Genomic DNA, 24,867 nt, shown 5'->3' on the forward strand with positions numbered 1-24,867 from the left:
CGTGGACAATCCCCTGATCGTCAGGTTTCGGCGGCAATGCCACCTCGATGCGGCCGATGTCGATCGGATCGATTATCTCTGCACCGACGTGCGCGACGTGCCACGCGGCGTGAATCTGGTGCGCGAGGGGGAGCGGGTGGAGCGCATCCACCTGATCCTGTCCGGCTGGGCGGCGCGGTACAAGCTGTTGCCCAACGGCTCGCGGCAGATCACCGCGCTGCTGCTGCCGGGCGACCTGTGCGATCTGCGGTGTTCGATGCTGGCACGGATGGACGATGGCATCGTCGCGCTGACGCCGATCCACGTCGCCTTTGTTCCCCCCGATGCGATCACCCGACTGGAACGGACATGGCCGTCGATCGCCCACGCGCTGTCGTGGTATTGTCTCGTCGAACAGGCGACGACGCGGGCATGGATCGTCAACATGGGGCGGCGTCATGCACTGGAGCGGGTGGCACACCTGTTCTGCGAACTGTCGACCCGGTTGGCCGTCGTAAGCGATGCGCCGGACCAGCCGCCGCATTTTCCCCTGACGCAGGAAGAGATCGCCGATGCGCTGGGGCTGACAGCGGTCCACGTCAACCGCGTGCTCCACGAACTGCGGCGCCGCGAATTCATCACCTCGCGGCGGGGCGGGCTGACGATACTCGACCTGCCGGGGTTGAAGGAGATGGCCGGTTTCAACGACAACTATCTACATCCGGCCATGGCGATGCCGACCGAGGCGGCCTTGGGCTGATCCGGCCGCGAAGCCATACGAAAAACGCCCGACCGACAAAGGTCGGCCGGGCGTTTCCATGATTGCCGTTCGTCGAAGCGATCAGGCGTAGGAGACGTTCCGGTTGCGACGGCGATACCGTGCGGCGGTGCCGATCATCCCGAAGCCCAGGAACATCATCGCCCAGGTCGACGGCTCCGGCACGGCGAAGACGACGTTGTCGACTTCGAGCGAGTTGCCGTTGCTGAGGAAGCGGATGCCGCCGATCGCGACGTCATTCACGTCACGGCCGATGGTGATGCGACGGTTGGTGTTCGGAAGATCCTGGTTGCCGTTGGCATTGGCCACGAAATCCGTGCCGGTGAAGCGCGAGATCACGCTGCCGGTCGCGCTCAGCACTTCGACGACGTTGTACGCGTCGATCGAACCCAGGAAGAAGCTGACGCTGTCATAGGCCGTCGCGGTCGAGGTGACCATCGATGCCGATCCGCCGTTCAGGACGGTCAGATAGGCGGTGCCCGCCGGGCCGAACGCAGGTGCGGCATAACGGCCGATCGCGTCACCGGTGACGATGCCGGCTTCCAGGAAGCTGTAGCTGAAGGTCGAGGGCAGGGTGCCGTCGAACGTGATCGCGTCACCCGCGGGTGCTGCATAGGCGGCAGTGCTGCCGGGGGTGTTGCCGATGATGCGGGCGGCCGACGCCGGCGTTGCGACGGTGGCGACGAGCGTGGCGGCGGCCAGCAATAGCTTGTTGTTCATAATCGTTACTCCCTTTTACGCGGAAGAAGGCCAATCGCCGATCCAGCACCTCGCCAGAGCGCACAGTCGCTTGCCGTCCATCCGAGCGCCTAACGTGGCCCTGACGGATTGGTTGCAGCGCAGCATTGATTTCGCACGCATTTACTAAAAAAAGGTTCCGTGGCCGTATCATAATGGCACAAGAAAAACGTCTTATTGTGTCTGGACATCCTCTGACGACACGCTGAACCCACCATCGAGCCAGCGAATCACCTCCTGTGCGATATCGTCGTCATAGGCCGCGTATCGTAAACGAATTGCTGCACGGCGTGCCGTCAGCCGGCCCAGACCGCCGTCTTCGATGGCTAACAGATCGGCTTCCAGCATCGTCGCCAGCACCGGCCCCGCCACGGCGATCGCTGCGGCGCGGAACGCGGCCATGTAACGATAGGCTGTCCCATCCCGGTACAGCATCGGCAGCGTCAGCGCGGGAATGCAGCCAAGGTGCGGCTGCAGCGCCGGATTGATCGCATGGCCGCTGAGCAGCGGGGCATTGGCGGCGCTGCGCCCGGTGAAGCCGCGCAGATGCAAATGCCCGCTCATCCGTGGACCGTCGTTGACCGGGTAATTGTCCCACAGGCACACCGGTCGGCCGAGCCGTGCGCCGACATCGGCGAGGTGACCGGGGCCGATCTCGCGCGCGCATACTTCCTCGCCCGTCCAGTAGACGCGGATGGCCGGGTCGAGCAGCCGCCCCAGCGTCTCCAGATAATCCACGGGCCGTTCGCCGAACACGCGGTCCAGCACGCGGTCGTCGCTGTAATAGGTTGGGCAGACATACAGGCGGGTGGCACGGGTTCGCGCCGCACAGAAATCGACGATCGCTGCCTGTCGCGCCGCCAGATCGGGCAGGTCGCCCCGCATGTCGTCGAACAGGACCGCCAGATCGTCGATCCCGATCGCGTCGAGATCGGCCAGCCGTGCCGCCAGCCGCGCGAGCCCCGCGTCGTCGACGTCGCGGTGCAGGTCGAACGGGGTCAGCCCGATGCCGAAACGAAGGCCCCGTGCGCGGCAATGCGCGGCGAAGGCCGCGATCGCGGCGGCATCCTCCGGCGGGTGCGGCAGCTGCCAGGCGCGGCGCAGATGCGCGTCTCCCTTGGGGGCATAATGATAAAAGCCGTACCCAGCCGGGGCGAGCCGGTCGACCACCGCCATCCGTTCCCGCCACGACCAGGGTGGACCGAAGAATCCCTCGATGATGCCCAGGTCGGGCATGGCGTCGGACATGGGTGGCGGGAGGGATGCGGTCATCGGCCGGGCATCGCGCAGCGACTGCGGGCTGTCCAGCGGCCGCGGCTTGCCGGGCGGGGCGGGGGCGGTATAGCCGGACGGGAATAGAGGAAGGGCGGCGGATGCTGACGCGACGGGGGATGATCGGCGGGATCGCGGCGGCGTGGCTGACGATCACCGGTGCGGCACCGGCGGTGGCGCAATCGCAGGTACCGCTGACGGTGTTCGCCGCCGCCTCGCTGACCGATGCGTTGCAGGAGGTCGGCCGGGCCTGGACGAAGCGCAGCGGCCAGCCGGTCCGCTTCTCGTTCGCGGCCAGCGGCACCGGCGCGCGCCAGATCGTCGCCGGGGCGCCGGCCGACCTGTTCGTGTCGGCCGAGCCGGGCTGGATGGATCAGGTGCAGGCGGCCGGGCGGCTGGTGCCGGGCAGGCGCCGCGATCTGCTTGGCGGCCGGCTGGTGCTGGTGGCGCCTGCATCCAGCCGGGTACGGCTCGCGATCCGGCCGGGCTTCGCGCTCGCCGCGGCCCTGGGCGAACGGGGGCGGCTCGCGATCGGCGATCCGCGATCGGTACCGGCGGGTCGTTATGCGCAGGCGGCACTGACGCGGCTGGGGGTTTGGGGCGGGGTTACCACCCGCCTTGCTCCCGCGCAGGATGTGCGCGCCGCTTTGTCCTATGTCGCGCGGGGCGAGGCGCCGCTGGGGATCGTGTACGAAACCGATGCGGCGGCCGAGCCGGCGGTACGGATCGTCGGCACCTTCCCGGCCGCCAGCCATCCGCCGATCGTCTATCCGGCGGCGGTGGTGAAGGGCGCGAAGCCGGGGGCGGTCGCCTTCTACCGTTTTCTGGGCGGCGGTGAGGCGATGGCGATCTTCCGCCGCTATCGCTTCCGCACATCACGCTGACGGTGACGTTCACCCCGGAGGAATGGGCGGCGCTGATCCTCAGCCTGCGGATTGCGGGAATGGCGACCTTCGGGGGGCTGATCGCGGCGACCGGGTTCGCATGGCTGCTGGCACGGACGCGGTTTCCGGGGCGGGTGCTGCTCGACGCACTGCTCCATGCGCCGCTGGTGTTGCCGCCGGTGGTGATCGGGTTCGTGTTGCTGATCCTGTTCGGCACGCAGGGACCGATCGGACGCTGGCTGGATCAAATCTGGGGGATCAGGCTGGCCTTCACCGCCGGAGGGGCAGCGCTGGCGGCGGGCGTTTCCGCCTTTCCGCTGATGTTGCGCGCGGTGCGGCTGTCGATCGAGGCGGTAGATCCGGCACTGGAGGACGCGGCGCGCTCGCTGGGCGCGGGGGCGTGGGACCGCGCCTTCACCATCGTGCTGCCACTGGCGCTGCCGGGACTGGTCGCCGCCGCCGTGGTGGGGTTCGCGGCGGCGCTGGGCGAATTCGGCGCGGTCATCACCTTCGCCGCCAATATCCCCGGCGAGACGCAGACGTTGCCTCTGGCGATCTACGCCGCGTTGCAGGTGCCCGGCGGTGAGGCGAGCGCGGCGCGGCTGTCCGCGATCTCGTTCGCGGCGGCATTGGCGGGATTGTTGCTGTCCGAACTGCTGCTGCGCTGGCGGCGGCGCTGATGCGGGTGATGGCGCGACACCGGCTCGGCGATTTCATGCTCGACGTGGCGTTCGAGGGGCCGGAGGACGGCGTGACCATGCTGGTCGGTCCGTCGGGGGCGGGCAAGTCGGCGACGCTGGCGATCGTCGCCGGGCTGTCGCGGCCGGACAGCGGCGTGGTGGCGATCGGCGACCGGGTGCTGACCGATACTGCCGCGCGCCTGTTCGTCCCGCCCGAGCGGCGGCGGATCGGCATCGTCCATCAGGAGGCGCGGCTGTTCCCGCATTTGTCGGTCGAGCGGAACCTGCGTTACGGCCTCGTCCGCGCGCGCGACCGGGCACGCCGGATCGAGCCGGATGCGGTGATCGACGTGCTGGCGATCCGCCACCTGCTCGCCCGCCGGCCGCGCGATCTGTCGGGTGGCGAGCGGCAGCGGGTGGCGCTGGGCCGCGCGATGCTGAGCCAGCCCGACCTGCTGCTGCTCGACGAACCCGTCTCCGCGCTCGATCCGGTGCGGCGGGCGGAGGTGCTGGGCTTCGTCGCCGACCTGAAACGCCGCTTCGCGCTGCCGATGCTCTATGTCACGCACAGCGCCGACGAGGCGCGGCTGCTGGGCGATCATCTGGTCCGGATCGAGCAGGGCCGCGTGACCGGGCAGGGCAGCGTCACCGCGATGCTGCCGGTCCGCGAGATTACCGGGGAGGTAGTGGCGCCGGGGGTGGTGCGGATCGGCGATGCGACCATGCCGGTGGCGGGGCTGGACGCGCCGGTCGGGGCGACGGTGCGGCTGGGCTGGTGATCTTGATCCTTGCGGGACTTTTATAAAATCCCGCTTGCCTCCCCGGCGGAGGCCGGGGCCCAGTTGGGAAGGCCGCTGCAAGTCACTACCGACCTTCGCCCAACTGGACCCCGGCCTCCGTCGGGGAGGTATTGGAGGATAGGGAACAGGCTTTCCCGGCAGCCTGCGCCTTGCGGGAGACAGGGCTGCCGGCCCTCACCATTCCTCCTGCGGCTCGTCCGGCGCGCGGCGGTCATCGCGGGGAAGCGGGCCATTGTCCGGTTCGCGGCGACGCGGACCGACCGAGATCGAGCCGTCGTCGCCCTGGCGGATGTCGATCCCCAGTTCGCCGAGCCGGTCGGCGGCGGCATCGATCGCGTCCGCGCCGATCTGGCCCAGATCGTTGCCGACATCGTCGACCGCGTTGCTGTCGAACACGGGTTCCGGTTCCGCCACCACGACCGGCGCGATGCCGAGCGCGGATTGCATGAACTGCCGCCACATCTGGGCAGGGATGCCACCGCCGTGCAGGCCGGGATTGGGCGAATTGTCGTCGTTACCCACCCACACGCCGACGATCAGGTCGCCCGCGAAGCCGATGAACCAGGCGTCGCGGCTCTGCTGCGAGGTGCCGGTCTTGCCCCACGCGTCGATGCTCAGCACCGCCTCGCGCCCCGTGCCACGGATCGAGGAGCCGAGCAGTTGGAGCATCTCCTCGCGTACCCGCCCGTCGATCGCGCGGCTCCGCCCGGCGAGCGATGCGTACCAGCCCCCCACGCCCTGATCGCCTGCCACCTGATCGACACCGCGCGGCTCGACCGGATAGCGGCCGTTGGCGATCGCGGCATAGGCGGCGGTCAGTTCCAGCAGCGACACCTCCGAAGTGCCCAGCCCGATCGTCGCCTCGTTGGCGATGGGGGTGGAGATGCCGAGGTCGCGTGCCGCCTTGATGACGTTCTTCACGCCCACTTCCTGCGTCAGCCGCGCCGCGACGACGTTGGACGAGCGGGCGAAGGCGCGGCGCAGCGTGATCGGCCCCAGATAGCGGCCGTCGTCGTTGCGGGGTTTCCAGCCGGCGATCTCGACCGGCGTATCGTCCTTCACCGTATCCGGGGTCATCCCGGCGCGCAGCGCGGCAAGGTAGACGAACAGCTTGAAGGTCGATCCCGGCTGGCGGCGGGCCTGGGTCGCGCGGTTGAACGGGCTTTTGGCATAGTCCCGCCCGCCGACCATCGCGACGACCCGGCCGTCCGGGTGCATCGCGACCAGCGCCGCCTGTGCCTGTCGCAGACCCGCGGCCCTGATCGTCCGCTCCGCCGCCTTTTGCAGCCGGGGATCGAGCGTGGTCCGCACCGTCGCCTCGGTCTGCACCTCGCCCGCGCGGTCCCGCGCCTGCGGCAGCACCCAGTCCGCGAAATAGGTGCCGCTAGGCAACGCCCTGGCCTTTGCCGGCAGCACGCGCTGCGGCTGTACGGCACGCGCCTGCGCAGGGGTGAGGAATCCGGCATCCTCCATCGCGCCGACCACCACCCGCTGCCGCGCCCGTGCGCCCTTGAGGTTGTCGGTGGGGGCGAGGCGCGACGGCGCCTTGACCAGCCCCGCGAGCATCGCTGCCTGACCGATGTTCAGCGCTTGCGGCGTCCGCCCGAAATAATGTTTCGACGCGGCGGTGATGCCATAGGTGTTGTCGCCAAAATAGACGTTCGACAGGTAGCGCGACAGGATCTCGTCCTTGGTCAGCCACGCCTCCAGCCAGAATGCGATCAGCACTTCGCGGATCTTGCGCGCCGCCGTCCGGTCCGAATCGAGGAAGGCGTTCTTGGCGAGCTGCTGCGTGATCGTGCTACCACCCTGCCGTACCCCGCCGGAGCCGACATTCGCCCAGGCCGCGCGGGCGATGCCGCGCGGATCGATGCCCCAGTGGGAATAGAAGCGCCGGTCCTCGATCGCCATGAACGCCTCGCGCACATGTGCCGGCAGCTTCGCGGCGTCGACGGGCGCCCCGATGATCGCGCCGCGCCGCGCGATCGGGGTGCCGTCGTCCGCGGTCAGCGTGATCGACGGCGGTGTCGGGGGTTTCAGCGAGCGCGACAGCGGCGCGGTGATCGCCAGCCACGCGATCGCGACCACCAGCAGCACGATGCCCAGGGCGAAACCGCGCACCAGCCAGCGGCCGATCCAGCGATAGGAGCGGGGGGCCGGCTCCGGCTCCGGCGCGGGTTCGAACGGGTCGCGCCACGATTCCGGCGCGGTATAGCGATGGGGGCGTTCGAGATCCTCGTCGGTCCAGCGCCGCGGGCGATCGGGGTCGAAAGGGTCGGGACGCATCGGCGGGTTCCAGGACACGGGCGCTGTTCTATCCGACTAGAACACCTCATGCAATCGTCGGCTCATACCCCTCGGGACGAATGGATGCGAGCCCCCTGTTCTTTTGCCGCCGAAACGTGAAAGGAGGCTGAATGGACGAACAGACGAACGAGGGCGGCAAGCCGCTGGTGGTCGGCATCGGCGGCACGATCGGGGCACGCTCGTCGACCGAGCGGGCATTGTGCATCGCGCTCGACGCGGCCGCCCAACAGGGGTTCGCGACCCGGCTGTTCGGCGGCGCCGACATGGCGCGGCTGCCGCTCTACGATCCACGCGCGACGACGCGGACACCCGACGAACAGGCGTTCGTCGAGGCGGTGCGGGGCGCCTCGGCGGTCATCATCGCCAGTCCGGGCTATCACGGCTCGATCTCGGGCGTGGTCAAGAACGCGCTCGACCTGCTGGAGGAAACCGCGAAGGACGCGCGACCCTATCTGGCGGACATGCCGGTCGGGCTGATCGCCACCGCCTATGGCTGGCAGGCGACCGGATCGACGATCGCGGCGTTGCGCTCGATCGTCCATGCGTTGCGTGGCTGGCCGACCCCGTTCGCCGCCGCGATCAACACGCAGGTGACCCGGTTCGACGACGATGGCGGCGCCAGCGACCCCGCGGTGGTAGAGCAGTTGCGGCTGGTCGGCCGACAGGTCGCCCGCTTCGCCCCACTGGCGGCGGCGATGCCGGGTTAGGGGCGATTCTCGGTCGATGCCATCCAAGGACCGCCCTGTTGCGGTCCTGACCGCCACGGCGCTGTCGATGACGTGCGCGGCGTTTGCCGCTGGTCGAAGCCACGCCAAACGGCGTTCCGGCACGGTCCTTGATGGCGGTAATTGACCATTCGATGCCGGCTCTCGCTGTGATGCAAAACTCAAAAGTTTTGCATCAGGGCCGTCATCGTGGTCTTGGAATATGAGCGGGTTTTAAACGTTATAGCGCTTCTCAATTTGCTCGCGAAATAGAGAAAGCGTACTTTCGGACCAGCCACCATATCGCCGCAAAGACGATCGCGATCACAACCAAGGCGATACCCAATGCGGGACTATCATCTTGGCACGGTGCCGGCATGCCAGAGCATCCCCCCGCTTGCAAAACCATCATCAGCACGGGCATTCCTGGCACCACTAAGAACAGCACCGCCGCTAGCGGGCCAATTCCTTCTTCGGCGACCCGACGCAGAATCTTTCGATAATTTCTCATGGTTCCGCATACCTGCTTGCAGCAGCCAATCGCAATGACCGCTTTGATTAATGATGCAAAACTCACAAATTCCGCATCATTAGCTTTATGGCGTAAAATCAAGCAGATAGCCGATGCAGAATTTCGATGCACGACGAGCATATCAAGGTTGGGGTGATCGAACGGACCGTCAGGCCCGGTCCAGCCACCGCCCCAGCTTCACGAAAAAGGTGATCAGCAGCGGCACCAGCACGATCGACAGCACCACCTTGGTCAGCATCTGCCCCGCCATCAGCCCGGCGATCGGGCGTTCGCCGAGGAACGAGATGGTGATGAACAGCAGCGTGTCGACCACCTGGCTGACGATGCTGGCGATCATGCCGCGCAGCCAGATCAGCCGCCCGCCCCCCTCCGGCCGGTGCGACAGGCGCGCGAAGATCACGACGTTCAGCGTCTGCGAGATGCCATAGGATACCAGCCCCGCCAGCATCATCCGCGAGCTTTGTCCGACCACGACCGGGAACGCCTCGATCGCGGGCGGGTACATGCCGGGATCGTGCGGCAGCGCCAGCACCAGCTGGATCAGCGCCGCCGACACCAGCAGCGGGATGAACCCCAGCCGCACCAGCCGCGTCGCCGTCGCCTGCCCGTGCAGCTGCGCCACCGCGCTTGACATGGCGACCAGCAGCAGGAAGGCGAAGATGCCCGCCTCCACCGCCAGCGGCCCCAGCGCGACCTGCTTCACCCCCAGCACGCCCGCCATGCACACCATGCCGCCGTACAGCACTGCCAGCACGAACAGCGACCGGGTGATGACGTATGTCGGCGCGGATTGCGGGTCGGCGGCGGAATCGGGGCTATTCATCGGCGATTGCTAGCGCATCGCGGCGCCACGTCAAATCGCTGGCCCCGTCGCTATACGCCTGTATGGTGGATCACCGCGCAGCCGGCGGCCGCGTTCCACATGACATTGGCTTACGCGGAACCCTGATGAATCGTTTCCTGATCGGCATCGCCGGTATTCTCGTCATCCTCGGCATCGCGGTGGCCCTGTCGACGGATCGGCGCGCGATCCGGCTGCGCGTCGTCGGCGCCGCCTTCGCGCTGCAATCGCTGATCGCGGTGATGGTGCTGTACTGGGGGCCGGGGCGCGCGGCGCTCGCCACCGCGTCGCAAGGGGTGGCGGCGCTGCTCGGCTATTCGCAGCGCGGCACCGAATTCCTGTTCGGCAACCTCGCCAGTCCCGCGATCGGCGGCACCAGCTTCGCGATCGCGGCGCTGCCGGTCATCATCTTCTTCGCCAGCCTCGTCTCGATCCTCTATTATCTGGGGGTGATGCAGTTCGTGGTGCGCTGGGTCGGCGGCGGCATCGAATGGGTGATCGGCACCTCCAAGGTGGAATCGCTGTGCGCGGCGGCGAACATCTTCGTCGGCCAGTCCGAATCGCCGCTCGTCATCCGCCCCTATCTGGCCGGGCTGACGCCGCCGCAGGTCTTCACGGTGATGACCAGCGGCATGGCGGGCGTGGCGGGGACGATCCTGGCGGCCTATGCCTCGATGGGCATCCGCATCGATTTCCTGTTGGCGGCCAGTTTCATGGCGGCGCCGGGCGGCATCCTGATGGCCAAGATCATCATGCCCGACCGCACCGTGCCGCCGGAGGGCGAACTGCCACTGGGCGACCTGCCCGACGAGAACCGGCAGATCCATCTCGCCGAAACACGGATGAGTGGCGCCGGCCCCGCCTCGCTGCCGATCGAGGGAACCCCGGGCGAGCCCCTGCCCGAGGCGAGCCACGACGAGGAAAAGCCCGCCAACCTCATCATGGCCGCCGCGCAGGGTGCGCAGACCGGCGTGCGGCTGGCGGTGGCGGTCGGCGCGATGGTGCTCGCGTTCGTCGCGCTCGTGGCGCTCGCCAACGGGTTGCTCGGCGGGGTGGGGCGCTGGTTCGGGATCGCCGACCTGTCGTTCCAGGGGCTGCTCGGCTATGTCTTCGCGCCGGTCATGGTGTTGCTCAACGTGCCGTGGAGCGAGGCGGGGATCGCCGGCGGCCTGTTCGGGCAGAAGATCGTGCTGAACGAGTTCGTCGCCTATATCGATCTCGGCAAGCAGGCGGCGGTCCTGTCGCCGCATACCGTCGCGGTCGTGACGTTCGCGTTGTGCGGCTTCGCCAATTTCTCGTCGATCGCGATCCAGATGGCGGTGACCGGCAGCCTGGCGCCCAACCAGCGCCCGGTGATCGCCCGGCTCGGCATCCGCGCGCTCGTGGCGGGCAGTCTCGCGAACCTGATGTCGGCGGCGCTGGCGGGCCTGCTGCTGACCTGACCGGCTTTCCGCCCCGTCCGAACTACCCACCCGAATGTTTCCCGCGGGAAACATTCGGGTGGGGCAGCGATCAGGCTATATCCCGCACCGTCGCGCTCGTCTCCAGCACATGCACGCCGGTGACGATGCCGTGCGGGTTCATATACGCCTCCGCTTCGGCCGATGCGGCCATGTGGTCGTAATCCGCCGCGATCGGGCTGACATGGCGCAGCGCGGCGCCATCGACCACCCCGGTCTTGAATCCGCGCTTCGCCGCCAGCACCGGCCATACCATGTCGACCCCCCAGCCGAACCGGAGGCTGGGCATCGGCAGCGTCAGGTCGAACACCTCGCGCCGCAATGCGATGATCGGCCCGATCTCTGCATAGTTGGTCTGGCGCACCAGCACGCCGTGCTGCCGCTTGGTGATGCGGTGGCTCCAGTAGGAAAAGGCGCGCTGCGCCGGCCCGGCAATCTTAAGCTCGGCATATTCCGCCAGGGCGATGAAAGTATCGGTGAAATGCTCGGGCAGTTCGACATCGTCGTCCACCATGATGACCCAGTCGAACCGCGACAGGTCGTGGCGTTCGAGCAGGACGTTGACGTTGTCGAGCTTGCCCAGTTTCTCCACGCCCTTGCTGTCGAAGGTCATGCGGTGCCGCGTGCTGGCCATCTGTTCGTAGATGCGATCGAGCGAGCCGGGCCGTCGGGGCGACTGCACGCCGACGACGAGGATCGCGAGACCGGGCAGGTCGGCATAGAAGGACGACCGGCGCAGGCGTTCCAGCTTCGGCCGGATCGCGCGATCGGCCAACACGTCCTCGACCCGTGAGGTATAGGGGCCGATGCGGCGTGCCACTGCCCGTCTGAGCCGCTGGTGAAAAGTGATATGCCGTCTCCCCGATGCCGGGTCGGCGGCCCCGTGCCGCCCTTCGCCGCCCGCCGCCGCCGCCCCTGGCTGGATGGCTGCTCTATCAATACCGCGCCATCCCGCCAAGCACCGGCTGCGGCGATCCCGTGCCGCCCCGGCACGCCGCCCTGTCGTGACCTGTGGCCCGCCGATACGGGATCGGGATCGTTCGTTGCATTCATCTACGGGTAACATGATCGATCTGTGTGGTTATTCGCACCGCATCGGCCTTTTTGCCGTTCGATATTGGGATTGACCATTTCTGATCTGTATATTGACGGCACCTGTTGCTACGTTACGGGGGGTGGTGATGAAGGAGCATATCATGTCCGACGAAAACCCTGACAACAACGCGGTGGAACTGGCTATCGAGCTGACGATTGCTTGGCTGGGCAATCCCAACACTCGCATTTCTGCCGAAGAGGTGCCGGCGTTCCTTGGCAAGATGCACGAGACGGTGTCGACGCTGCTCGGTACGGGCGTCCAGCCCGCGGCCCCGGCCGAACCGGCGGGTGATTTCACCCCCGCGGTCACCGCCCGCAAGTCGTTGGCGTCGAAGGATCACATCATCTCGATGATCGACGGCAAGCCGTACAAGACGCTGCGCCGGCACCTGGCGACCCATGGGCTGACCCCGGCAGAATATCGTGACCGCTATGGCCTGAAGCCAGACTATCCGATGGTTGCCGAGAATTATTCGGAAAGCCGTCGCGCGATGGCCAAGAAGATCGGCCTCGGCCGCAAGCCCGGTGCGCGCAAGGCGGACGAAAACGCCGCCCCGGCCCCGGCCCGCCGTCGCAAGGCGGACGCTCCCGCCGGCGAATGACCCGTCGGGTCGCCGGCGCCCGTCGCCGTGCGACCAGTCGATCGACACCCGTGCCGGGACACCCCCGGCGCGGGTGTCGTCATGTTAGGGCGATGGCGTTTCGATCATGATGGCACTGGCGTGCCCGGTTTCGTCATCGCTTCGCGACGCTCGCGATGACGCCGGGGGCTTGGCCGCGTCCCAAAATCGCGTTGGCGTCCGTGCCGCATTGCGGTAGGGCGCCGCCGGACCACGACGAATGTCGCGGTCCATCGATCGTGCCGGTGTCCCGAAAGGGGCTTGAATGTGGAATGCGGTGCGGAGGGCTCGCCCTCCCAATCCGCAGCTGTCCCTGCAACTGTCAGCGGCGAGCGAGACGTACGGGCCCGGCCAATCGGTCGGGCGGCCACTGGATCACCCGATCCGGGAAGGCGTAGGTCGAGCCTTGACCCGTGAGCCAGGAGACCTGCCGGCACCGTCGCTCATGCTTTGGTCCAGGGGTTGGCCGGGGCACGGACAGGATTCCGTTCGAGCGACGAACATGGCGGCCGGGGCCGCGACGGGACTGGAGCAGCCGGGCGTCGCGTCCGCCGGGCGCGCATCGGTCCCGGTGTTCGCGCGTGCCCATGGGGTGCGGGCGGAAACGGCCCCGCGTCCGCGTCGTCCGATGGCGCGGGGGGACTGTTCATGAAGACCATCGTTTCACTGCTGGCGTCGGCCGCCATCGGCCTTGCCGCCGCGCCTGCCGCCGCCCGGCCTGCCACCGTGCAGGGCGATCCGACCCTGCCGACCCGCGATGCGGCGGGCAACGAGATCGTCGTCACCGCCTCGCGCTCGGGGGAGGGCACGCCGGTCGCCGATCTGCCCGCCTCGGTGACGCTGCTCGATGCCGCCGCGTTGCAGGAGCGTCAGACCCGGATCGTGTCGGACATTCTGCGCGACGTGCCGGGGCTGGCGGTCAGCCGTACCGGCGGGGTCGGCGGGATGACGCAGGTGCGCATCCGCGGCAGCGAGAGCAACCATGTGCTGGTCCTGATCGACGGCATCGAGGTGTCCGACCCCTTTCAGGGCGAATATGATTTCGGCACGCTGATCGCGGACGAGGCGGCGCGGATCGAGGTGTTGCGCGGCCAGCAATCGTCGCTCTACGGCTCCGACGCGATCGGCGGCGTCATCCAGTACATCACGCTGACCGGCCGCGAGCGGCCCGGCGTCTCGCTGCGCGCGGAAGGTGGCTCGTTCGGCACCGCCGCCGGCGGCGCCCGGATCGCGGGGGCGGGCGACACGGTCGATTATGCGGTGTCCGGCTCGGTCTATCACACCGGCGGCACGCCCACCGCGCGCGGCGGCAGTCGCGATATCGGATCGACCAGCGTCGGCACCACCGCCAAGGCGACATGGACGCCGTCGTCCACCTTCAAGCTGACCGGTGTCGGCCGCTACAGCTATACCGATGCCGACAACAACGATCCGGCGACCAGCGGGCCGCTGTTCGGCTACACCGTCGACAGCCCGGGCGTCCATTCGCGCGTGCAGGGCTTCTACGGTCTCGCCCGCGCCGAACTGGCCCTGGCGGACGGGCGCTGGACCAGTGCGCTGACCGGGCAGTTCGCCGATACGAACCGCAAGGGCTATGGCAGCACCGGGCTGGCGAACGGCAATAGCGGCCGCCGCTACAAGGGCTCGTTCGAGACGAGCTACCGGATCGATACCGGTGCGCTGGTCAGCCGGATCACCGGCGCGGTCGATTACGAGCGGGAATCGTTCCGCAACCTTACCCCCGGCGGCTTCGCCTTCACCGGCCGCCGCGCGACCGAGAACTGGGGCTTCGTCGGCCAGTATGAAGGCAATGTCGGCGATGCGCTGTCGCTCGGCGCGTCGGTGCGGCACGACCGCAACGACCGGTTCGCCGATCCCACCACCTTCCGTCTCCAGGCCGGTTACCGGCTGCCGTTCGGTCTGCGCGCGCGCGGCGCCTATGGCACCGGCGTCAAGAATCCCGGCTATTTCGAGCTCTTCGGCTTTGCGGACGGCCGGTACATCGGCAATCCCGATCTGCGCCCCGAAAAGTCGAAGGGCTGGGAAGCGGGACTGGATCAGGAGATCGCGGGTGGCCGCGCGACGGTGGGCGCGACGTATTTCGAAAGCAGGCTGGAAGACGAGATATTCACCACCTTCCTCGCCCCCGATTTCCTCGCTTCTCCCAGCAACCGCACCACCCGGTCACGCCAGCACGGCGTGGAGGCGTTCGTGTCTGCCCGTCCGATCGACCAGCTCCGTTTCGATCTGGCCTATACCTATCTCAAGGCGCGCGAGGACGGCACGGTCGAGGTGCGCCGCCCGAAGCACGTCGCCAGCCTGAACACCACGGTGTTCAGTCGCGACAAGCGTTTCGCCGGCACGCTGACGTTGCGCTACAACGGCCGGCAGGACGATGTGGCGTTCATCGACCCCAGCTTCGTGCCGGTGCGCGTGTCGTTGCGCGAATATGCGCTGGTCAATCTGAACGCGGAATACCGGCTGACCGATCGCCTGTCGGTGTTCGGCCGGGTCGAAAACCTGCTCGCCGAACGCTATGAGGAGGTGTTCAGCTTCGCGACGCCGGGCCGTGCCGCCTATGGCGGGGTCAGGGCGTCGTTCTGACCGGGCGTGCGGGGCCGCGCCGGTCGGCGGCGCGGACCTGCGCGGCGAGCAGCGCGACCGCGCGGGCATAGGCGGGGCCGCCGCACACCGTCAGCGGCTGCGGGATGTACAGCCGCCGCGCGGGCGGCACCGCCGCGTCCAGCACCGGGTGATGCAGCGCCGCGGTGCCGCGATCGGTGGCCACCCGCGTATCCGCCTCCATCACTAGGAAGGCGGGGCGTGCCAGCGCCATCTCTTCCAGCGACAAGGTCGACAGCGGGGGGCGGCCGAGCCGCCGGGCCAGATTGACCAGCCCGACGCGGGCCATCATGTCGTCGACCAGCGTGCCGGTGCCGGTCAGGTACCCCTGCCGCTGGTAATAGGCCGCCACCCGCCCGCGCCCCGGCGGCGGACCGACCGCGGCGAGATCCGCGCGCATCGCCGCGATCAGCCGCTTCCCCCGCGCCGGGTGGCCGACCGCCGCCGCGACCGTTGCGATCGCCTGTTCGATCCCGGCGACGTCGTTCTGCAACGGCAGGTCGATCATCGCCGCCGCCGGCAGCCGCAACGGCGCGATCGCCGCCCGCGTCCGGAATGGCGCGCCGATGACGAGGTCGGGGCGCAGCGCCATCACCTCCTCCGCGCTGCGCCGGGTGAACGGCCAGCGCCGCGCCTGTTCCGCCACCGCCGACAGGTCGGGGTCGCGCGCCCATTCGGTCAGCGCAGCGACCTGGCCCCGGTCGGCCAGCGCGACCAGCAACTGGTCCGCGCACAGGTCGAGCGAGACGATCCGGCGCGGCGGCTGTCGTGGCGCGGCCTCTGCCGACGACGAGGCCAGGATTGCGGCGAGGACGGTTAGGAGGTGGCGGCGCATGATGTGTTTCCCGGTAGCATCTTCACGGTCCAGTTCATCCCCCGGCATCCGCCGCGGAAGCAGGAGAATTTTGCAGCGGTTTCGTAGCCGCCATGCGGACGGATATTGCTTTCGGATGGCATCGATCACCGGCTAGAGGCCGGCAACGCCGACGCGACGCGGCGGACCATCCCTGCCTCACAAAGGTCTGCCGTGCCTAACCCTCCGCCCCGGCGCCAGCCTCCGCGGCTGATTCCCGCCCTGATCGGGCTGGCGCTGGCCGCCGGCATCGCCGCGTTGCTGGTCGGGCCGGCGCGGTTGCCGGTGGCGGCGCTGTGGGCGGGCATGACCGGGCAGGGCGATCCGGTGGTGGCGGCGATCCTGTGGCAGTTGCGCCTGCCGCGCGCGGTACTGGGGCTGCTGGTCGGCGCGATGCTGGGGCTGGGGGGGGCGGCGATGCAGGGCTATCTGCGAAATCCGCTGGCCGATCCCGGCGTGCTCGGCGTGTCGGGTGCCGCCGCCCTGGGGGCGGTGGTCGCGATCTACTGGCAACTGGCCCGCGCCCATCCCGCGGTGCTGCCGCTGATGGCGATCGTGGGGGCGCTCATGTCGCTGATGCCCCTGATATGGCTGTCGCGGCGCGGCGAAAGTCCGCTCGGCCTGATCCTCGCCGGGGTGGCGGTGGCGACGCTGGCGGGGGCGGGGATCAGCCTGGCGCTCAACCTAGCGCCCAATCCGTTCGCGGCGATGGAGATCACCACATGGCTGCTCGGCAGTCTGGAGGATCGCACCCCCGCCGATGTCTGGATCGCGTTGCCGTGCGTGATGGCGGGGGCGGCGCTGTTGCTGTGGGATGCACGCGCGCTCGACGCGCTGTCGCTGGGGGAGGATGCGGCGCGCACGCTCGGTATCGATCTTGCGCAGGTGCGGTTGCGGCTGATGCTGGGGATCGCGATCGGGGTGGGCGGCGTGGTCGCGGTGGCGGGCAGCATCGGCTTCGTCGGCCTGATCGTGCCGCACCTCGTCCGCCCGCTGACCGACCGCAGCCCGTCCGCGATCCTGATCCCGTCGGCCCTGGCGGGGGCGACGCTGCTGACGCTGGCCGATCTCGGTACCCGGCTGATCCCCGCCACCGCGCCGTTGAAGCTGGGGGTGCTGACCGCGTTCCTCGGCGTGCCGGTGTTCGTCCATCACCTGTTGAAGGAACGGCGGCTGTGGTGACGATCGCGGCGACCGGGCTGTCTGTCGATCTCGGCGGGCGGCGCGTGGTCGATGGCGTCACCGTGGCGCTGGCGGCGGGGGCGTTGATCGGCGTGGTCGGCCCCAACGGCGCGGGCAAATCGACCGTGGCGCGCGCGCTGCTCGGCCTCGTCCCCCCGGCGGCGGGGCGGGTGACGATCGACGATGCCGATGTCGCGGGGATGACCGCCCGCACGGTCGCCCGCCACATCGCCTATCTGCCGCAGGCGGTGGCGGTACACTGGCCGTTGACGGTCGAGCGGCTGGTCGGGCTGGGCCGGCTACCGCATCTCGGGCCGTTCTCGCGTCTCGCACCGTCCGACAGGAGCGCAATCGCGGCCGCATTGCAGGCGACCGGCACCGCGCATCTCGCCCCCCGCACCGCCACCGACCTGTCGGGGGGCGAGCGGGCGCGGGTGATGCTGGCGCGCGCGCTGGCGACGGGCGCACCCGCGCTGATCGCGGACGAACCGCTGGCCTCGCTCGATCCCGGCCACCAGCTCGACGTGATGGCGTTGTTGCGTGCGCAGGCGCGGGCGGGGGCACTGGTCGTGGTGGTGCTGCACGATCTGGGTATCGCCGCGCGCTTCTGCGACCGGATGCTACTGATGGATGGTGGCCGGGTGGTCGCCGACGGTCCGCCTGCCGCGGTGCTGACCGATGCGGCGCTCGCCACGGTCTATGGCATCGAGGCGTGGCGCGGCACGGTGGACGGCCAGCCGCTGCTCGTGCCGCTGGCGCGAACCGCGGATCGGCATATCCACACCAGTCGTTCCGGTTTATCGGTCCCGACCTGACCAGCGATCCGCGTTCCCGATGGAGGCAGCATGAAGAGCAAGATCTACGACAGTCCGGCCGCCGCCCTGGAAGGGCTATTGTTCGACGGCATGACGATCATGTCGGGCGGGTTCGGCCTGTCGGGCAATCCCGAAAGCCTGATCCCGGAAGTGCGCGCCAGCGGCGTGAAGGGCCTGACCGTCATCTCCAACAACGCCGGTGCCGACGGGTTCGGGTTGTGGATGCTGCTCGACAGCCGGCAGGTCACGAAGATGATCGCCAGCTATGTCGGTGAGAACAAGCTGTTCGAACAGCAATATCTGTCGGGCGAGCTGGATCTGGAATTGAACCCGCAGGGGACGCTGGCCGAGCGCATCCGCGCAGGGGGCGCGGGCATCCCCGCCTTCTACACGAAGACCGGCGTGGGCACCGTGGTGGCCGAGGGCAAGCCGGTCGAGACGTTCGAGGGCGAGGACTATGTCCGCGAGACGTGGCTGCGCGCCGACCTGTCGATCGTGAAGGCATGGCGTGCCGACCCGGCGGGCAACCTGATGTTCCGCAAGACCGCGCGCAACTTCAACCCCGTGATGGCGACCGCTGGCAAGATGACCGTGGTCGAGGTGGAGGAGATCGTGCCGGCGGGCAGCCTCGATCCCGATTCGATCCACACGCCCGGCATCTATGTTGACCGGATCGTGCAGAGCACGGTGAACGAGAAGCGGATCGAGAAGCTGACGACGCGCGCGCGGGAGAACGCATGATGACGACCACCGTGACCAAGGGCTGGACCCGCGACCAGATGGCCGCCCGCGCCGCACGGGAATTGCGTGACGGTTATTACGTCAACCTGGGCATCGGCATCCCGACGCTGGTGGCCAATCACGTACCCGACGGCATCGACGTGACGCTGCAATCGGAAAACGGGATGCTCGGCATCGGCCCGTTCCCTTACGAGGGCGAGGCGGACCCCGACCTCATCAATGCCGGCAAGCAGACGATCACCGCGCTGGCGACCTCGTCCTTCTTCTCCAGCGCGGACAGTTTCGCGATGATCCGCGGCGGCCATATCGACATGGCGGTACTGGGCGCGATGGAGGTGGCCGCGAACGGCGATCTCGCCAACTGGACCATCCCCGGCAAGATGGTGAAGGGCATGGGCGGCGCGATGGACCTCGTCGCGGGCGTGAAGCGGATCGTGGTGGTGATGGATCACGTCGCCAAGGACGGCAGCCCCAAGATCCTGCCCGACTGCACTCTGCCGCTGACCGGCAAGGCGGTGGTCGACCTGATCGTCAGCGACCTGGGCGTGATCGCCTGCGACAAGCCCGGCCTGCGCCTGATCGAACTGGCACCGGGCGTGACGGTGGACGAGATTGTCGCCAAGACCGGTGCGCCGCTGGCGGTGGGCGGCGTGGCGGCGTAACGTGAACACCCGGTCCCGCCCCCGGGCGGGACCGTCACGAAGGGGCGATGCCCCCGATCTGCCTGCTTCTTACCCGCAGCGCACCGTGCCGCTGCCCATCTTGGTCACCGAGCATTTGGCGCCGCCGCCGATCGTCACGTCGCCCGATCCCATGATGGTCACGTCCGCGCTGCGCAGCACGGTAGCGCGGATGTCGCCCGCGCCGGCGATCGTCAGGTTGGCGGTGTCCGCGCGCAGCGGCTCGGCCCGGATGCGGCCGGAGCCGCCGATCGACACCGACAGCGCCTCCGCGGTGCCGGCGGCGGCGACTTCGCCCGATCCGCCGATCGCGAAGCTGGCCTTGGTCACCTTCAGCCCGCGCAGGTCGAGCCGCCCCGACCCACCGATATTGCCGTCGAACGATCCGCCCTCGACCCGGTCGACGGTGACCGTGCCCGATCCGCCGATATCCGCGCCGGTGATCCGCGGCATGGTGACGAGGAAGCGGACCTTGTCGCCGCTGCCCCAGGTGAATCCCTTGCGCCGCGTCAGCTTGAGCGACTGGCCGTCGCGCTCCACCCTGATCTTGTCGAGGGCGGCGGGCGTGCCGACCGCCTTGACCGAAAAGCCGGGGCCGACCCGCACGTCGACATCCCCCGCCGCGCCCAGCGCGATCGCGGTGAAGCCGTCGACCGCATAGCTGCGCTCGCCCCCGGTACCGGATGCCGCCACGCCGTCTCCGCCGCTGTCCTCGCCGAAGGGCATCGAACAGGCGGCCACCGGCACCGCAATCAGGGCGGCCAGTATCGCAGCGTGATGGAAACGTGGCATGATATCCCTCCCGAAAGTGTATTGGTGTAGTAGTACACAAATGCAGATTGGAGGCAAGATGTTATCTGGCGGCGGCGATCGACGGGGCGGATGCCTGCGGTCCGTTTATGATCGGATGACATCAGGCTGAACCGGATGTTCGTCATTGCTTCGCTACGCCCGCAATGACGGCTTGGGTCAGTTAAATATCGTCCGGTCGTCGATCGCCGCCATGGGCATGATGTCGCGAAAACCGCCCTGCCGCCGCTGCGCGCGTGGCGAAGCAATCGGGCATTACGGGCGGGGTTCCGGATTGCCTCGCCATGCGCGCAACGACGGGATGGATCCGGCCAATGTCATCCCGAACCCAAACGAAAAGGGGCGGCCCGTTGCCGGACCGCCCCTTCCCTGTCTGTCGTGGCCACGTTGCCGATCAGGCGACGGGCTTGTCCTTGTTGTAGATCGCGGCAGAGGCGCGGAGGATGTCGAGGATCTTCTCCTGCGCCTTGGGCTCGTCGACCTCTTCCATCGCCGCCAGTTCACGCGCGAGGCGGCTGGTCGCGGCCTCGAAGATCTGACGCTCGGAATAGCTCTGCTCGGGCTGGTCGTCGGCACGGAACAGGTCGCGGACCACTTCGGCGATCGACACCAGGTCGCCCGAATTGATCTTCGCCTCATATTCCTGCGCGCGGCGCGACCACATGGTGCGCTTCACCTTGGGCTTGCCCTTCAGCGTGTCCATCGCCTCGCGCATCGTCTTGTCGGACGACAGCTTGCGCATCCCGACCGATTCGGCTTTGTTGGTGGGGACACGAAGGGTCATGCGCTCCTTTTCGAAACGCAGGACATAGAGTTCTAGGCTGGTACCCGCGATCTCCTGCTTCTGCAGCTCGATCACGCGGCCGACGCCGTGCTTGGGATAGACAACATAATCGCCGACGTCGAAGAACAGCGCCTTGGCAGCCATGAGGGGCCTTTCGGATCGTATCGCATCCCGTATATCGGCCGGGCGGGCCGATCAGGATTCGCGACTGTGGTCGAACAAGGCGGGCAGCCGTGGACATGCCCGTCTGGGGCATCGTTTAACAGATCAGCAATAAAATTACCAGCTATTCCGCATCGATTGCAGCGCAGCCGTGCGCTGGCCGATCCCGATGCGGGACCGATCAGTCGCCCGGGCCGGGTTCCGGCGAGAAATACTTGTCGAACTTGCCCTCCGCACCTTTGTGCTCGTCGGCGTCAGGCGGGGTCTGGTCCAGCTTGCGGGTGACGTTGGGCCATTGGGCGGAGAAGGTGGTGTTCAGTTCCAGCCACTGCTCCAGCCCGTTCTCGGTATCGGGCAGGATCGCCTCGGCCGGGCATTCCGGCTCGCACACGCCGCAGTCGATGCATTCCGACGGATTGATGACGAGCATGTTCTCGCCCTCGTAGAAGCAGTCGACCGGACAAACCTCGACGCAATCCATGTACTTGCAGCGGATGCACGCGTCGGTGACGACGTAGGTCATGGTAAGCTCCGGAGAATAATGCCCATGCTGCTATGCCGCACGGACGCGCCCGTCAATCAAGCTCGTCTTGGTGCGACACGTTAGCAGCTTGCAGGTCGAGATAGCAGCCCCGTCCTTCCGCCGGCGGGCCGCGCCGTGCGGGCAGCGCCTCGATCCGGATCACCCGCACCCGACCGCCGGGTGCCGCGAAGGTCAGGATGTTGCCGACCCGCACCGCCGCGTGCGCCCGGTCGATCGTCCGCCCGTCCAGCCGCAACCGGCCCTGTTCGGCCAGCACCCGCGCCGTCTCGCGCGTTTTAGTCAGCCGCGCCCACCACAGGAAGCGATCGAGCCGCATCGTCGTGTCGCCCGGCGCAATCATTCGGCCGCGAACAGCCCGGCCAGTCCGGCGAATGCGCCGCCCCCCTGCACCGGCGCAGGCGATACGGCGCGGGCTGGCGGGCGACCGCGCCAGACCCACGCCTCGCCCGCCGGGCGGAAACCCAGTTCCGCCATCAGTCGCGCCAGTGTCGCAGGCTCCAGCCCGATCGAGGTGGCGAGCGCGGCATCGGGCACGAAGGGCGCGCGGCCGGCCCGGGCATCATGCGCAGCGCGGGCGATGCGTTCGACCAGATCGACCCGCACCGCCTGCGTGCCGAACGGGCGATAGCCGCCCGCCACGCTCGCCCCGTCGCTGCCACGGGGCAGCACGGTCGCCCCTTCGCGCGCCGAGGTCGGCGGGGTGCCACGCACCGCCAGCAGCGCCCGCCGCCACGTTGCCGCCGCCGGTTTCAGCAGTCGCGGGTCGAACAGGTCGAGCGCGCCGACCGTCACCCCGATCCGCCGCAGCCGCCGCCGCTCGTCGGGGGTCAGCGCGTCCAGCGACGTACGCAACGGCAGGCGCGGCAGGATGCCACCCGCCGCCTCCACCGCGGCGGCGACCACCCGGAACGCCGGCGTCGCGGCGGGATCGCGCGCGGCATCGGCCAGCGCGACCAGCACCGGCACCCGCGCCTGCGCGGTCGTGGCGAACCAGCGTGCCAGCCGTTCGGCGATCCGGTCGCGCGTCGCCTTGTCGAGGCAGTCGAGATCGCGATCCGCCACCAGCCGTGGCCGCGCCAGCGAACCGCCCGCCGCCAGCGTCGCCACCCGGTGCCCGGTCCAGCGTATCTCGCCATCGACCAGCGCGAAGGCGTCGTCCGTCGCCGCCACCAGCGCCGCCGCCCGCCGTGCCCGCTCCGCGCCCAGCCGCTTTTCGGCGGCGGCGAGCAGCATCCGCTTGTCGCTGGCCCGCGCACCCGGCTCGACCGAGAAGCGGAACCCGTCGAGCCGGCCGATCGGGTGGTCTTCCACCGTCACCTCGCCCTCCGGGCCGACGACGACGGGCAGCGCGCCGGCATCCGCGCCGATCTTGCGGATCAGCGCGGTGGTGCGCTTGTCGACGAAGCGCTGCGTCAGGCTGGCGTGCAGGCCGTCCGACAGGCGTTCCTCGATCGCGCGGGTGCGTGCCTGCCATTCGGCGGGGTCGGCCAGCCAGTCGGGCCGCTGCGCGATATAGGCCCAGCTGCGGATCGCGGCGAGGCGGCCGGCCAGCGTCTCGACATCGCCCGATACCGTGTCCAGTCGCGCGATCTCGTCCGCGAACCACTGGTGCGGCACATGCCCGCGTCCTTCGCTCAGATAGCGGAACACGCGCTCGACGAAGCGGCTGTGCGGGTCGAGGCCCAGCTTGCGGAAATCGGGGATGCCGCACGCCGCCCACAATCGCCGCACCATCATCGGATGGCGCGTGCGATCGCGCACCCAGCCTTCATCCGCCAGCCGCTTCAGCACCTTCAGGTCGGTGGCGGGCGGCGCACCGCGCAGGGGGCCGGGCGGCGGCGGGCGTTCCAGGCTGGCGATCAGCGCATCGACGCTGCCGGTATCGGGGTCGCCCTCACGCCAGAACAGGCTCTCCAGCCGGGGGAAGCGATGTTCCTCGATATTGAGGATTTCCTCGGGCAGGAACGCCCCCGGCCCCTCCTCGGCCAGCGCGCCGAAGGTGCCGTCACGCTGGTGGCGACCGGCGCGGCCGGCGATCTGCGCCATCTCCGCCACCGTCAGCCGTCGCTGCCGCCGCCCGTCGAACTTGTGGAGCGAGGCGAAGGCGACATGCGCCACGTCCATGTTCAGCCCCATGCCGATCGCGTCGGTGGCGACGAGATAATCGACCTCGCCCGCCTGGAACATCTCGACCTGCGCGTTGCGGGTGCGCGGGGACAGCGCGCCCATCACCACAGCCGCGCCGCCGCGCAACCGCCGCAGCATCTCCGCCACGGCATAGACCTCCTCCGCGCTGAACGCGACGATCGCGGACCGCTTGGGCAGGCGGCTGATCTTCTTCGCGCCGGCATAGCTCAGCGTCGAGAAGCGCGGCCGGCCGACGATCTCCGCATCCGGCACCAGCGCCTTCACCATCGGCCTGAGCGCCTCCGAGCCGAGGATCATCGTCTCCTCCCGGCCGCGCATGTGCAGCAGGCGATCGGTGAACACATGCCCGCGTTCCGGGTCCGCGCCCAGTTGCGCCTCGTCCAGCGCCACGAAGGCGGCCTCGTGCGATGGCATCGATTCGGCGGTGCAGAGGAACCAGCGCGCATCGGGCGGTACGATCTTCTCCTCGCCCGTCACCAGCGCGACGCGTTCGGCCCCCTTGATCGCGACGACGCGGTCGTACACCTCGCGCGCCAGCAGGCGGAGGGGGAAGCCGATGATGCCGCTGGAATGCGCGCACATCCGCTCGATCGCGAGGTGCGTCTTGCCCGTGTTGGTCGGGCCGAGAACGGCGGTCACGTTGCCCGTGGCACGACTGGTCATACCCGCCAACATCGTGCCTCGCCCCGGCCGGTGCAACGGCTTTCATCGGTTTTGCAGGCGGATACGAACCGGCGCGGGGCCGCCACCGCTCGTCGCAGCGAGGGTAGGTGGGGCGGGCGGTTAATTTGACTTTAGCAGGTGGCGTGCTCAACCGTCCGCGCCGACGCCGAAGG

The 24,867-nt window shown here is 68.7% G+C and carries 24 protein-coding genes and 1 riboswitch; of the genes, 12 read left to right on the forward strand and 12 right to left on the reverse strand.

From position 1 onward, the window contains the following. Window position 1: 1 nt before the first annotated feature. Complete coding sequence (locus ABD719_RS01690) at window positions 2-739, forward strand: Crp/Fnr family transcriptional regulator (protein WP_344691644.1); 738 nt, start codon at window positions 2-4, stop codon at window positions 737-739. A gap of 81 nt (window positions 740-820) precedes the next feature. Here ABD719_RS01690 and ABD719_RS01695 read toward each other — a convergent pair whose 3' ends face one another. Together ABD719_RS01695 and ABD719_RS01700 are read right to left on the reverse strand one after the other, a co-directional pair. Continuing rightward, entirely contained in the window at window positions 821-1,477 is a 657-nt protein-coding gene (locus tag ABD719_RS01695; RefSeq protein WP_344691645.1) for a PEPxxWA-CTERM sorting domain-containing protein, read from the reverse strand. Window positions 1,478-1,669: 192 nt separating this feature from the next. After that, window positions 1,670-2,767, reverse strand: coding sequence for a beta-N-acetylglucosaminidase domain-containing protein (locus ABD719_RS01700; protein WP_344691646.1), 1,098 nt, complete (start codon window positions 2,765-2,767; stop codon window positions 1,670-1,672). A 101-nt stretch (window positions 2,768-2,868) separates the two neighbouring features. Here ABD719_RS01700 and modA point away from each other — a divergent pair, with 101 nt between their 5' ends. Genes modA through modC form a run of 3 tightly spaced genes read left to right on the forward strand, consistent with a single transcriptional unit; the run spans window position 2,869 to window position 5,110 of the window. Then, entirely contained in the window at window positions 2,869-3,651 is a 783-nt protein-coding gene (modA, locus tag ABD719_RS01705) for a molybdate ABC transporter substrate-binding protein (RefSeq protein ID WP_344691647.1), read from the forward strand. A 2-nt stretch (window positions 3,652-3,653) separates the two neighbouring features. Next, complete coding sequence (gene modB / locus ABD719_RS01710; protein WP_344691648.1) at window positions 3,654-4,331, forward strand: molybdate ABC transporter permease subunit; 678 nt, start codon at window positions 3,654-3,656, stop codon at window positions 4,329-4,331. Then, a complete protein-coding gene (gene modC, locus ABD719_RS01715; RefSeq protein WP_344691649.1) occupies window positions 4,331-5,110 on the forward strand; it encodes a molybdenum ABC transporter ATP-binding protein in 780 nt (259 codons plus the stop codon). The genes modB and modC overlap by 1 nt, the downstream gene beginning before the upstream one ends. Before the next feature lie 195 nt (window positions 5,111-5,305). Here modC and ABD719_RS01720 read toward each other — a convergent pair whose 3' ends face one another. Next, complete coding sequence (locus ABD719_RS01720) at window positions 5,306-7,417, reverse strand: transglycosylase domain-containing protein (protein WP_344691650.1); 2,112 nt, start codon at window positions 7,415-7,417, stop codon at window positions 5,306-5,308. A gap of 131 nt (window positions 7,418-7,548) precedes the next feature. Here ABD719_RS01720 and ABD719_RS01725 point away from each other — a divergent pair, with 131 nt between their 5' ends. Then, window positions 7,549-8,145, forward strand: a complete 597-nt coding sequence (locus tag ABD719_RS01725; RefSeq protein ID WP_344691651.1) for an NADPH-dependent FMN reductase — start codon at window positions 7,549-7,551, stop codon at window positions 8,143-8,145. Between the two features lie 250 nt (window positions 8,146-8,395). Here ABD719_RS01725 and ABD719_RS01730 read toward each other — a convergent pair whose 3' ends face one another. Beyond that, window positions 8,396-8,794 carry a hypothetical protein gene (locus ABD719_RS01730; RefSeq protein WP_344691652.1) on the reverse strand — a complete coding sequence of 133 codons (399 nt, stop codon included), beginning with the start codon at window positions 8,792-8,794 and terminating at the stop codon, window positions 8,396-8,398. Between the two features lie 28 nt (window positions 8,795-8,822). Beyond that, window positions 8,823-9,497: a queuosine precursor transporter gene (locus ABD719_RS01735; RefSeq protein WP_344691653.1), complete on the reverse strand. Its 675-nt coding sequence runs from the start codon at window positions 9,495-9,497 to the stop codon at window positions 8,823-8,825. A 125-nt stretch (window positions 9,498-9,622) separates the two neighbouring features. On the opposite strand from ABD719_RS01735, the gene ABD719_RS01740 reads away from it, so the two are divergent. Then, a complete protein-coding gene (locus ABD719_RS01740) occupies window positions 9,623-10,957 on the forward strand; it encodes a NupC/NupG family nucleoside CNT transporter (protein WP_192125637.1) in 1,335 nt (444 codons plus the stop codon). A 70-nt stretch (window positions 10,958-11,027) separates the two neighbouring features. Here the strand turns inward: ABD719_RS01740 and ABD719_RS01745 are convergent, their stop codons facing one another. After that, window positions 11,028-11,795, reverse strand: a complete 768-nt coding sequence (locus ABD719_RS01745; protein ID WP_344691654.1) for a hypothetical protein — start codon at window positions 11,793-11,795, stop codon at window positions 11,028-11,030. Between the two features lie 376 nt (window positions 11,796-12,171). Here ABD719_RS01745 and ABD719_RS01750 point away from each other — a divergent pair, with 376 nt between their 5' ends. Continuing rightward, the gene (locus tag ABD719_RS01750) at window positions 12,172-12,672 is read left to right on the forward strand and encodes a Ros/MucR family transcriptional regulator (protein ID WP_344691655.1); all 501 of its coding nucleotides are present in this window, start codon (window positions 12,172-12,174) and stop codon (window positions 12,670-12,672) included. Window positions 12,673-12,916: 244 nt separating this feature from the next. Continuing rightward, window positions 12,917-13,139, forward strand: a riboswitch (cobalamin riboswitch). A gap of 199 nt (window positions 13,140-13,338) precedes the next feature. Next, window positions 13,339-15,294 carry a TonB-dependent receptor plug domain-containing protein gene (locus ABD719_RS01755; protein ID WP_344691656.1) on the forward strand — a complete coding sequence of 652 codons (1,956 nt, stop codon included), beginning with the start codon at window positions 13,339-13,341 and terminating at the stop codon, window positions 15,292-15,294. On the opposite strand, the gene ABD719_RS01760 is transcribed toward ABD719_RS01755, so the two are convergent. Continuing rightward, complete coding sequence (locus ABD719_RS01760) at window positions 15,278-16,147, reverse strand: ABC transporter substrate-binding protein (protein ID WP_344691657.1); 870 nt, start codon at window positions 16,145-16,147, stop codon at window positions 15,278-15,280. The genes ABD719_RS01755 and ABD719_RS01760 overlap by 17 nt on opposite strands. A gap of 192 nt (window positions 16,148-16,339) precedes the next feature. On the opposite strand from ABD719_RS01760, the gene ABD719_RS01765 reads away from it, so the two are divergent. The 4 genes from ABD719_RS01765 to ABD719_RS01780 are packed head-to-tail and all read left to right on the forward strand — an operon-like array spanning window position 16,340 to window position 19,565. Further along, entirely contained in the window at window positions 16,340-17,347 is a 1,008-nt protein-coding gene (locus ABD719_RS01765) for a FecCD family ABC transporter permease (protein ID WP_344691658.1), read from the forward strand. Next, entirely contained in the window at window positions 17,341-18,162 is an 822-nt protein-coding gene (locus tag ABD719_RS01770; protein ID WP_344691659.1) for an ABC transporter ATP-binding protein, read from the forward strand. The genes ABD719_RS01765 and ABD719_RS01770 overlap by 7 nt, the downstream gene beginning before the upstream one ends. Window positions 18,163-18,192: 30 nt before the next feature. Then, on the forward strand, window positions 18,193-18,903 hold the full coding sequence (locus ABD719_RS01775) for a CoA transferase subunit A (RefSeq protein WP_344691660.1): 711 nt from the start codon (window positions 18,193-18,195) through the stop codon (window positions 18,901-18,903). Further along, entirely contained in the window at window positions 18,903-19,565 is a 663-nt protein-coding gene (locus ABD719_RS01780) for a 3-oxoacid CoA-transferase subunit B (protein ID WP_344691946.1), read from the forward strand. Before ABD719_RS01775 ends, ABD719_RS01780 begins: the two co-directional genes overlap by 1 nt. Window positions 19,566-19,634: 69 nt before the next feature. Here ABD719_RS01780 and ABD719_RS01785 read toward each other — a convergent pair whose 3' ends face one another. The 5 genes from ABD719_RS01785 to ABD719_RS01805 all read right to left on the reverse strand — a co-directional run bounded on the left by ABD719_RS01785 (window position 19,635) and on the right by ABD719_RS01805 (window position 24,694). Beyond that, window positions 19,635-20,375: a head GIN domain-containing protein gene (locus ABD719_RS01785; protein WP_344691661.1), complete on the reverse strand. Its 741-nt coding sequence runs from the start codon at window positions 20,373-20,375 to the stop codon at window positions 19,635-19,637. Between the two features lie 412 nt (window positions 20,376-20,787). Next, complete coding sequence (locus ABD719_RS01790) at window positions 20,788-21,321, reverse strand: CarD family transcriptional regulator (RefSeq protein WP_192125645.1); 534 nt, start codon at window positions 21,319-21,321, stop codon at window positions 20,788-20,790. Window positions 21,322-21,520: 199 nt separating this feature from the next. Continuing rightward, the gene (gene fdxA, locus ABD719_RS01795; protein ID WP_192125646.1) at window positions 21,521-21,862 is read right to left on the reverse strand and encodes a ferredoxin FdxA; all 342 of its coding nucleotides are present in this window, start codon (window positions 21,860-21,862) and stop codon (window positions 21,521-21,523) included. A gap of 52 nt (window positions 21,863-21,914) precedes the next feature. Continuing rightward, a complete protein-coding gene (locus tag ABD719_RS01800; RefSeq protein WP_344691662.1) occupies window positions 21,915-22,199 on the reverse strand; it encodes a S4 domain-containing protein in 285 nt (94 codons plus the stop codon). A 20-nt stretch (window positions 22,200-22,219) separates the two neighbouring features. Next, entirely contained in the window at window positions 22,220-24,694 is a 2,475-nt protein-coding gene (locus tag ABD719_RS01805; protein ID WP_425567099.1) for a helicase-related protein, read from the reverse strand. Between the last annotated feature and the right edge of the window lie 173 nt (window positions 24,695-24,867).

This window comes from Sphingomonas cynarae (assembly GCF_039537815.1).
Lineage (GTDB): Bacteria > Pseudomonadota > Alphaproteobacteria > Sphingomonadales > Sphingomonadaceae > Sphingomonas > Sphingomonas cynarae.

Bases quoted from the DNA above. Each gene is read 5' to 3' on its own strand.
- ABD719_RS01775 (WP_344691660.1), top strand. From the start codon at position 18,193: ATGAAGAGCAAGATCTACGACAGTCCGGCCGCCGCCCTGGAAGGGCTA.
- ABD719_RS01720 (WP_344691650.1), bottom strand. From the start codon at position 7,417: ATGCGTCCCGACCCTTTCGACCCCGATCGCCCGCGGCGCTGGACCGAC.
- ABD719_RS01780 (WP_344691946.1), top strand. From the start codon at position 18,903: ATGACGACCACCGTGACCAAGGGCTGGACCCGCGACCAGATGGCCGCC.
- ABD719_RS01800 (WP_344691662.1), bottom strand. From the start codon at position 22,199: ATGCGGCTCGATCGCTTCCTGTGGTGGGCGCGGCTGACTAAAACGCGC.
- ABD719_RS01725 (WP_344691651.1), top strand. From the start codon at position 7,549: ATGGACGAACAGACGAACGAGGGCGGCAAGCCGCTGGTGGTCGGCATC.
- ABD719_RS01695 (WP_344691645.1), bottom strand. From the start codon at position 1,477: ATGAACAACAAGCTATTGCTGGCCGCCGCCACGCTCGTCGCCACCGTC.
- ABD719_RS01730 (WP_344691652.1), bottom strand. From the start codon at position 8,794: ATGCTCGTCGTGCATCGAAATTCTGCATCGGCTATCTGCTTGATTTTA.
- fdxA (WP_192125646.1), bottom strand. From the start codon at position 21,862: ATGACCTACGTCGTCACCGACGCGTGCATCCGCTGCAAGTACATGGAT.
- ABD719_RS01760 (WP_344691657.1), bottom strand. From the start codon at position 16,147: ATGCGCCGCCACCTCCTAACCGTCCTCGCCGCAATCCTGGCCTCGTCG.
- ABD719_RS01750 (WP_344691655.1), top strand. From the start codon at position 12,172: ATGTCCGACGAAAACCCTGACAACAACGCGGTGGAACTGGCTATCGAG.
- ABD719_RS01700 (WP_344691646.1), bottom strand. From the start codon at position 2,767: ATGACCGCATCCCTCCCGCCACCCATGTCCGACGCCATGCCCGACCTG.
- ABD719_RS01740 (WP_192125637.1), top strand. From the start codon at position 9,623: ATGAATCGTTTCCTGATCGGCATCGCCGGTATTCTCGTCATCCTCGGC.
- ABD719_RS01755 (WP_344691656.1), top strand. From the start codon at position 13,339: ATGAAGACCATCGTTTCACTGCTGGCGTCGGCCGCCATCGGCCTTGCC.
- modC (WP_344691649.1), top strand. From the start codon at position 4,331: ATGCGGGTGATGGCGCGACACCGGCTCGGCGATTTCATGCTCGACGTG.
- ABD719_RS01790 (WP_192125645.1), bottom strand. From the start codon at position 21,321: ATGGCTGCCAAGGCGCTGTTCTTCGACGTCGGCGATTATGTTGTCTAT.
- ABD719_RS01735 (WP_344691653.1), bottom strand. From the start codon at position 9,497: ATGAATAGCCCCGATTCCGCCGCCGACCCGCAATCCGCGCCGACATAC.
- ABD719_RS01805 (WP_425567099.1), bottom strand. From the start codon at position 24,694: ATGACCAGTCGTGCCACGGGCAACGTGACCGCCGTTCTCGGCCCGACC.
- modA (WP_344691647.1), top strand. From the start codon at position 2,869: ATGCTGACGCGACGGGGGATGATCGGCGGGATCGCGGCGGCGTGGCTG.
- ABD719_RS01785 (WP_344691661.1), bottom strand. From the start codon at position 20,375: ATGCCACGTTTCCATCACGCTGCGATACTGGCCGCCCTGATTGCGGTG.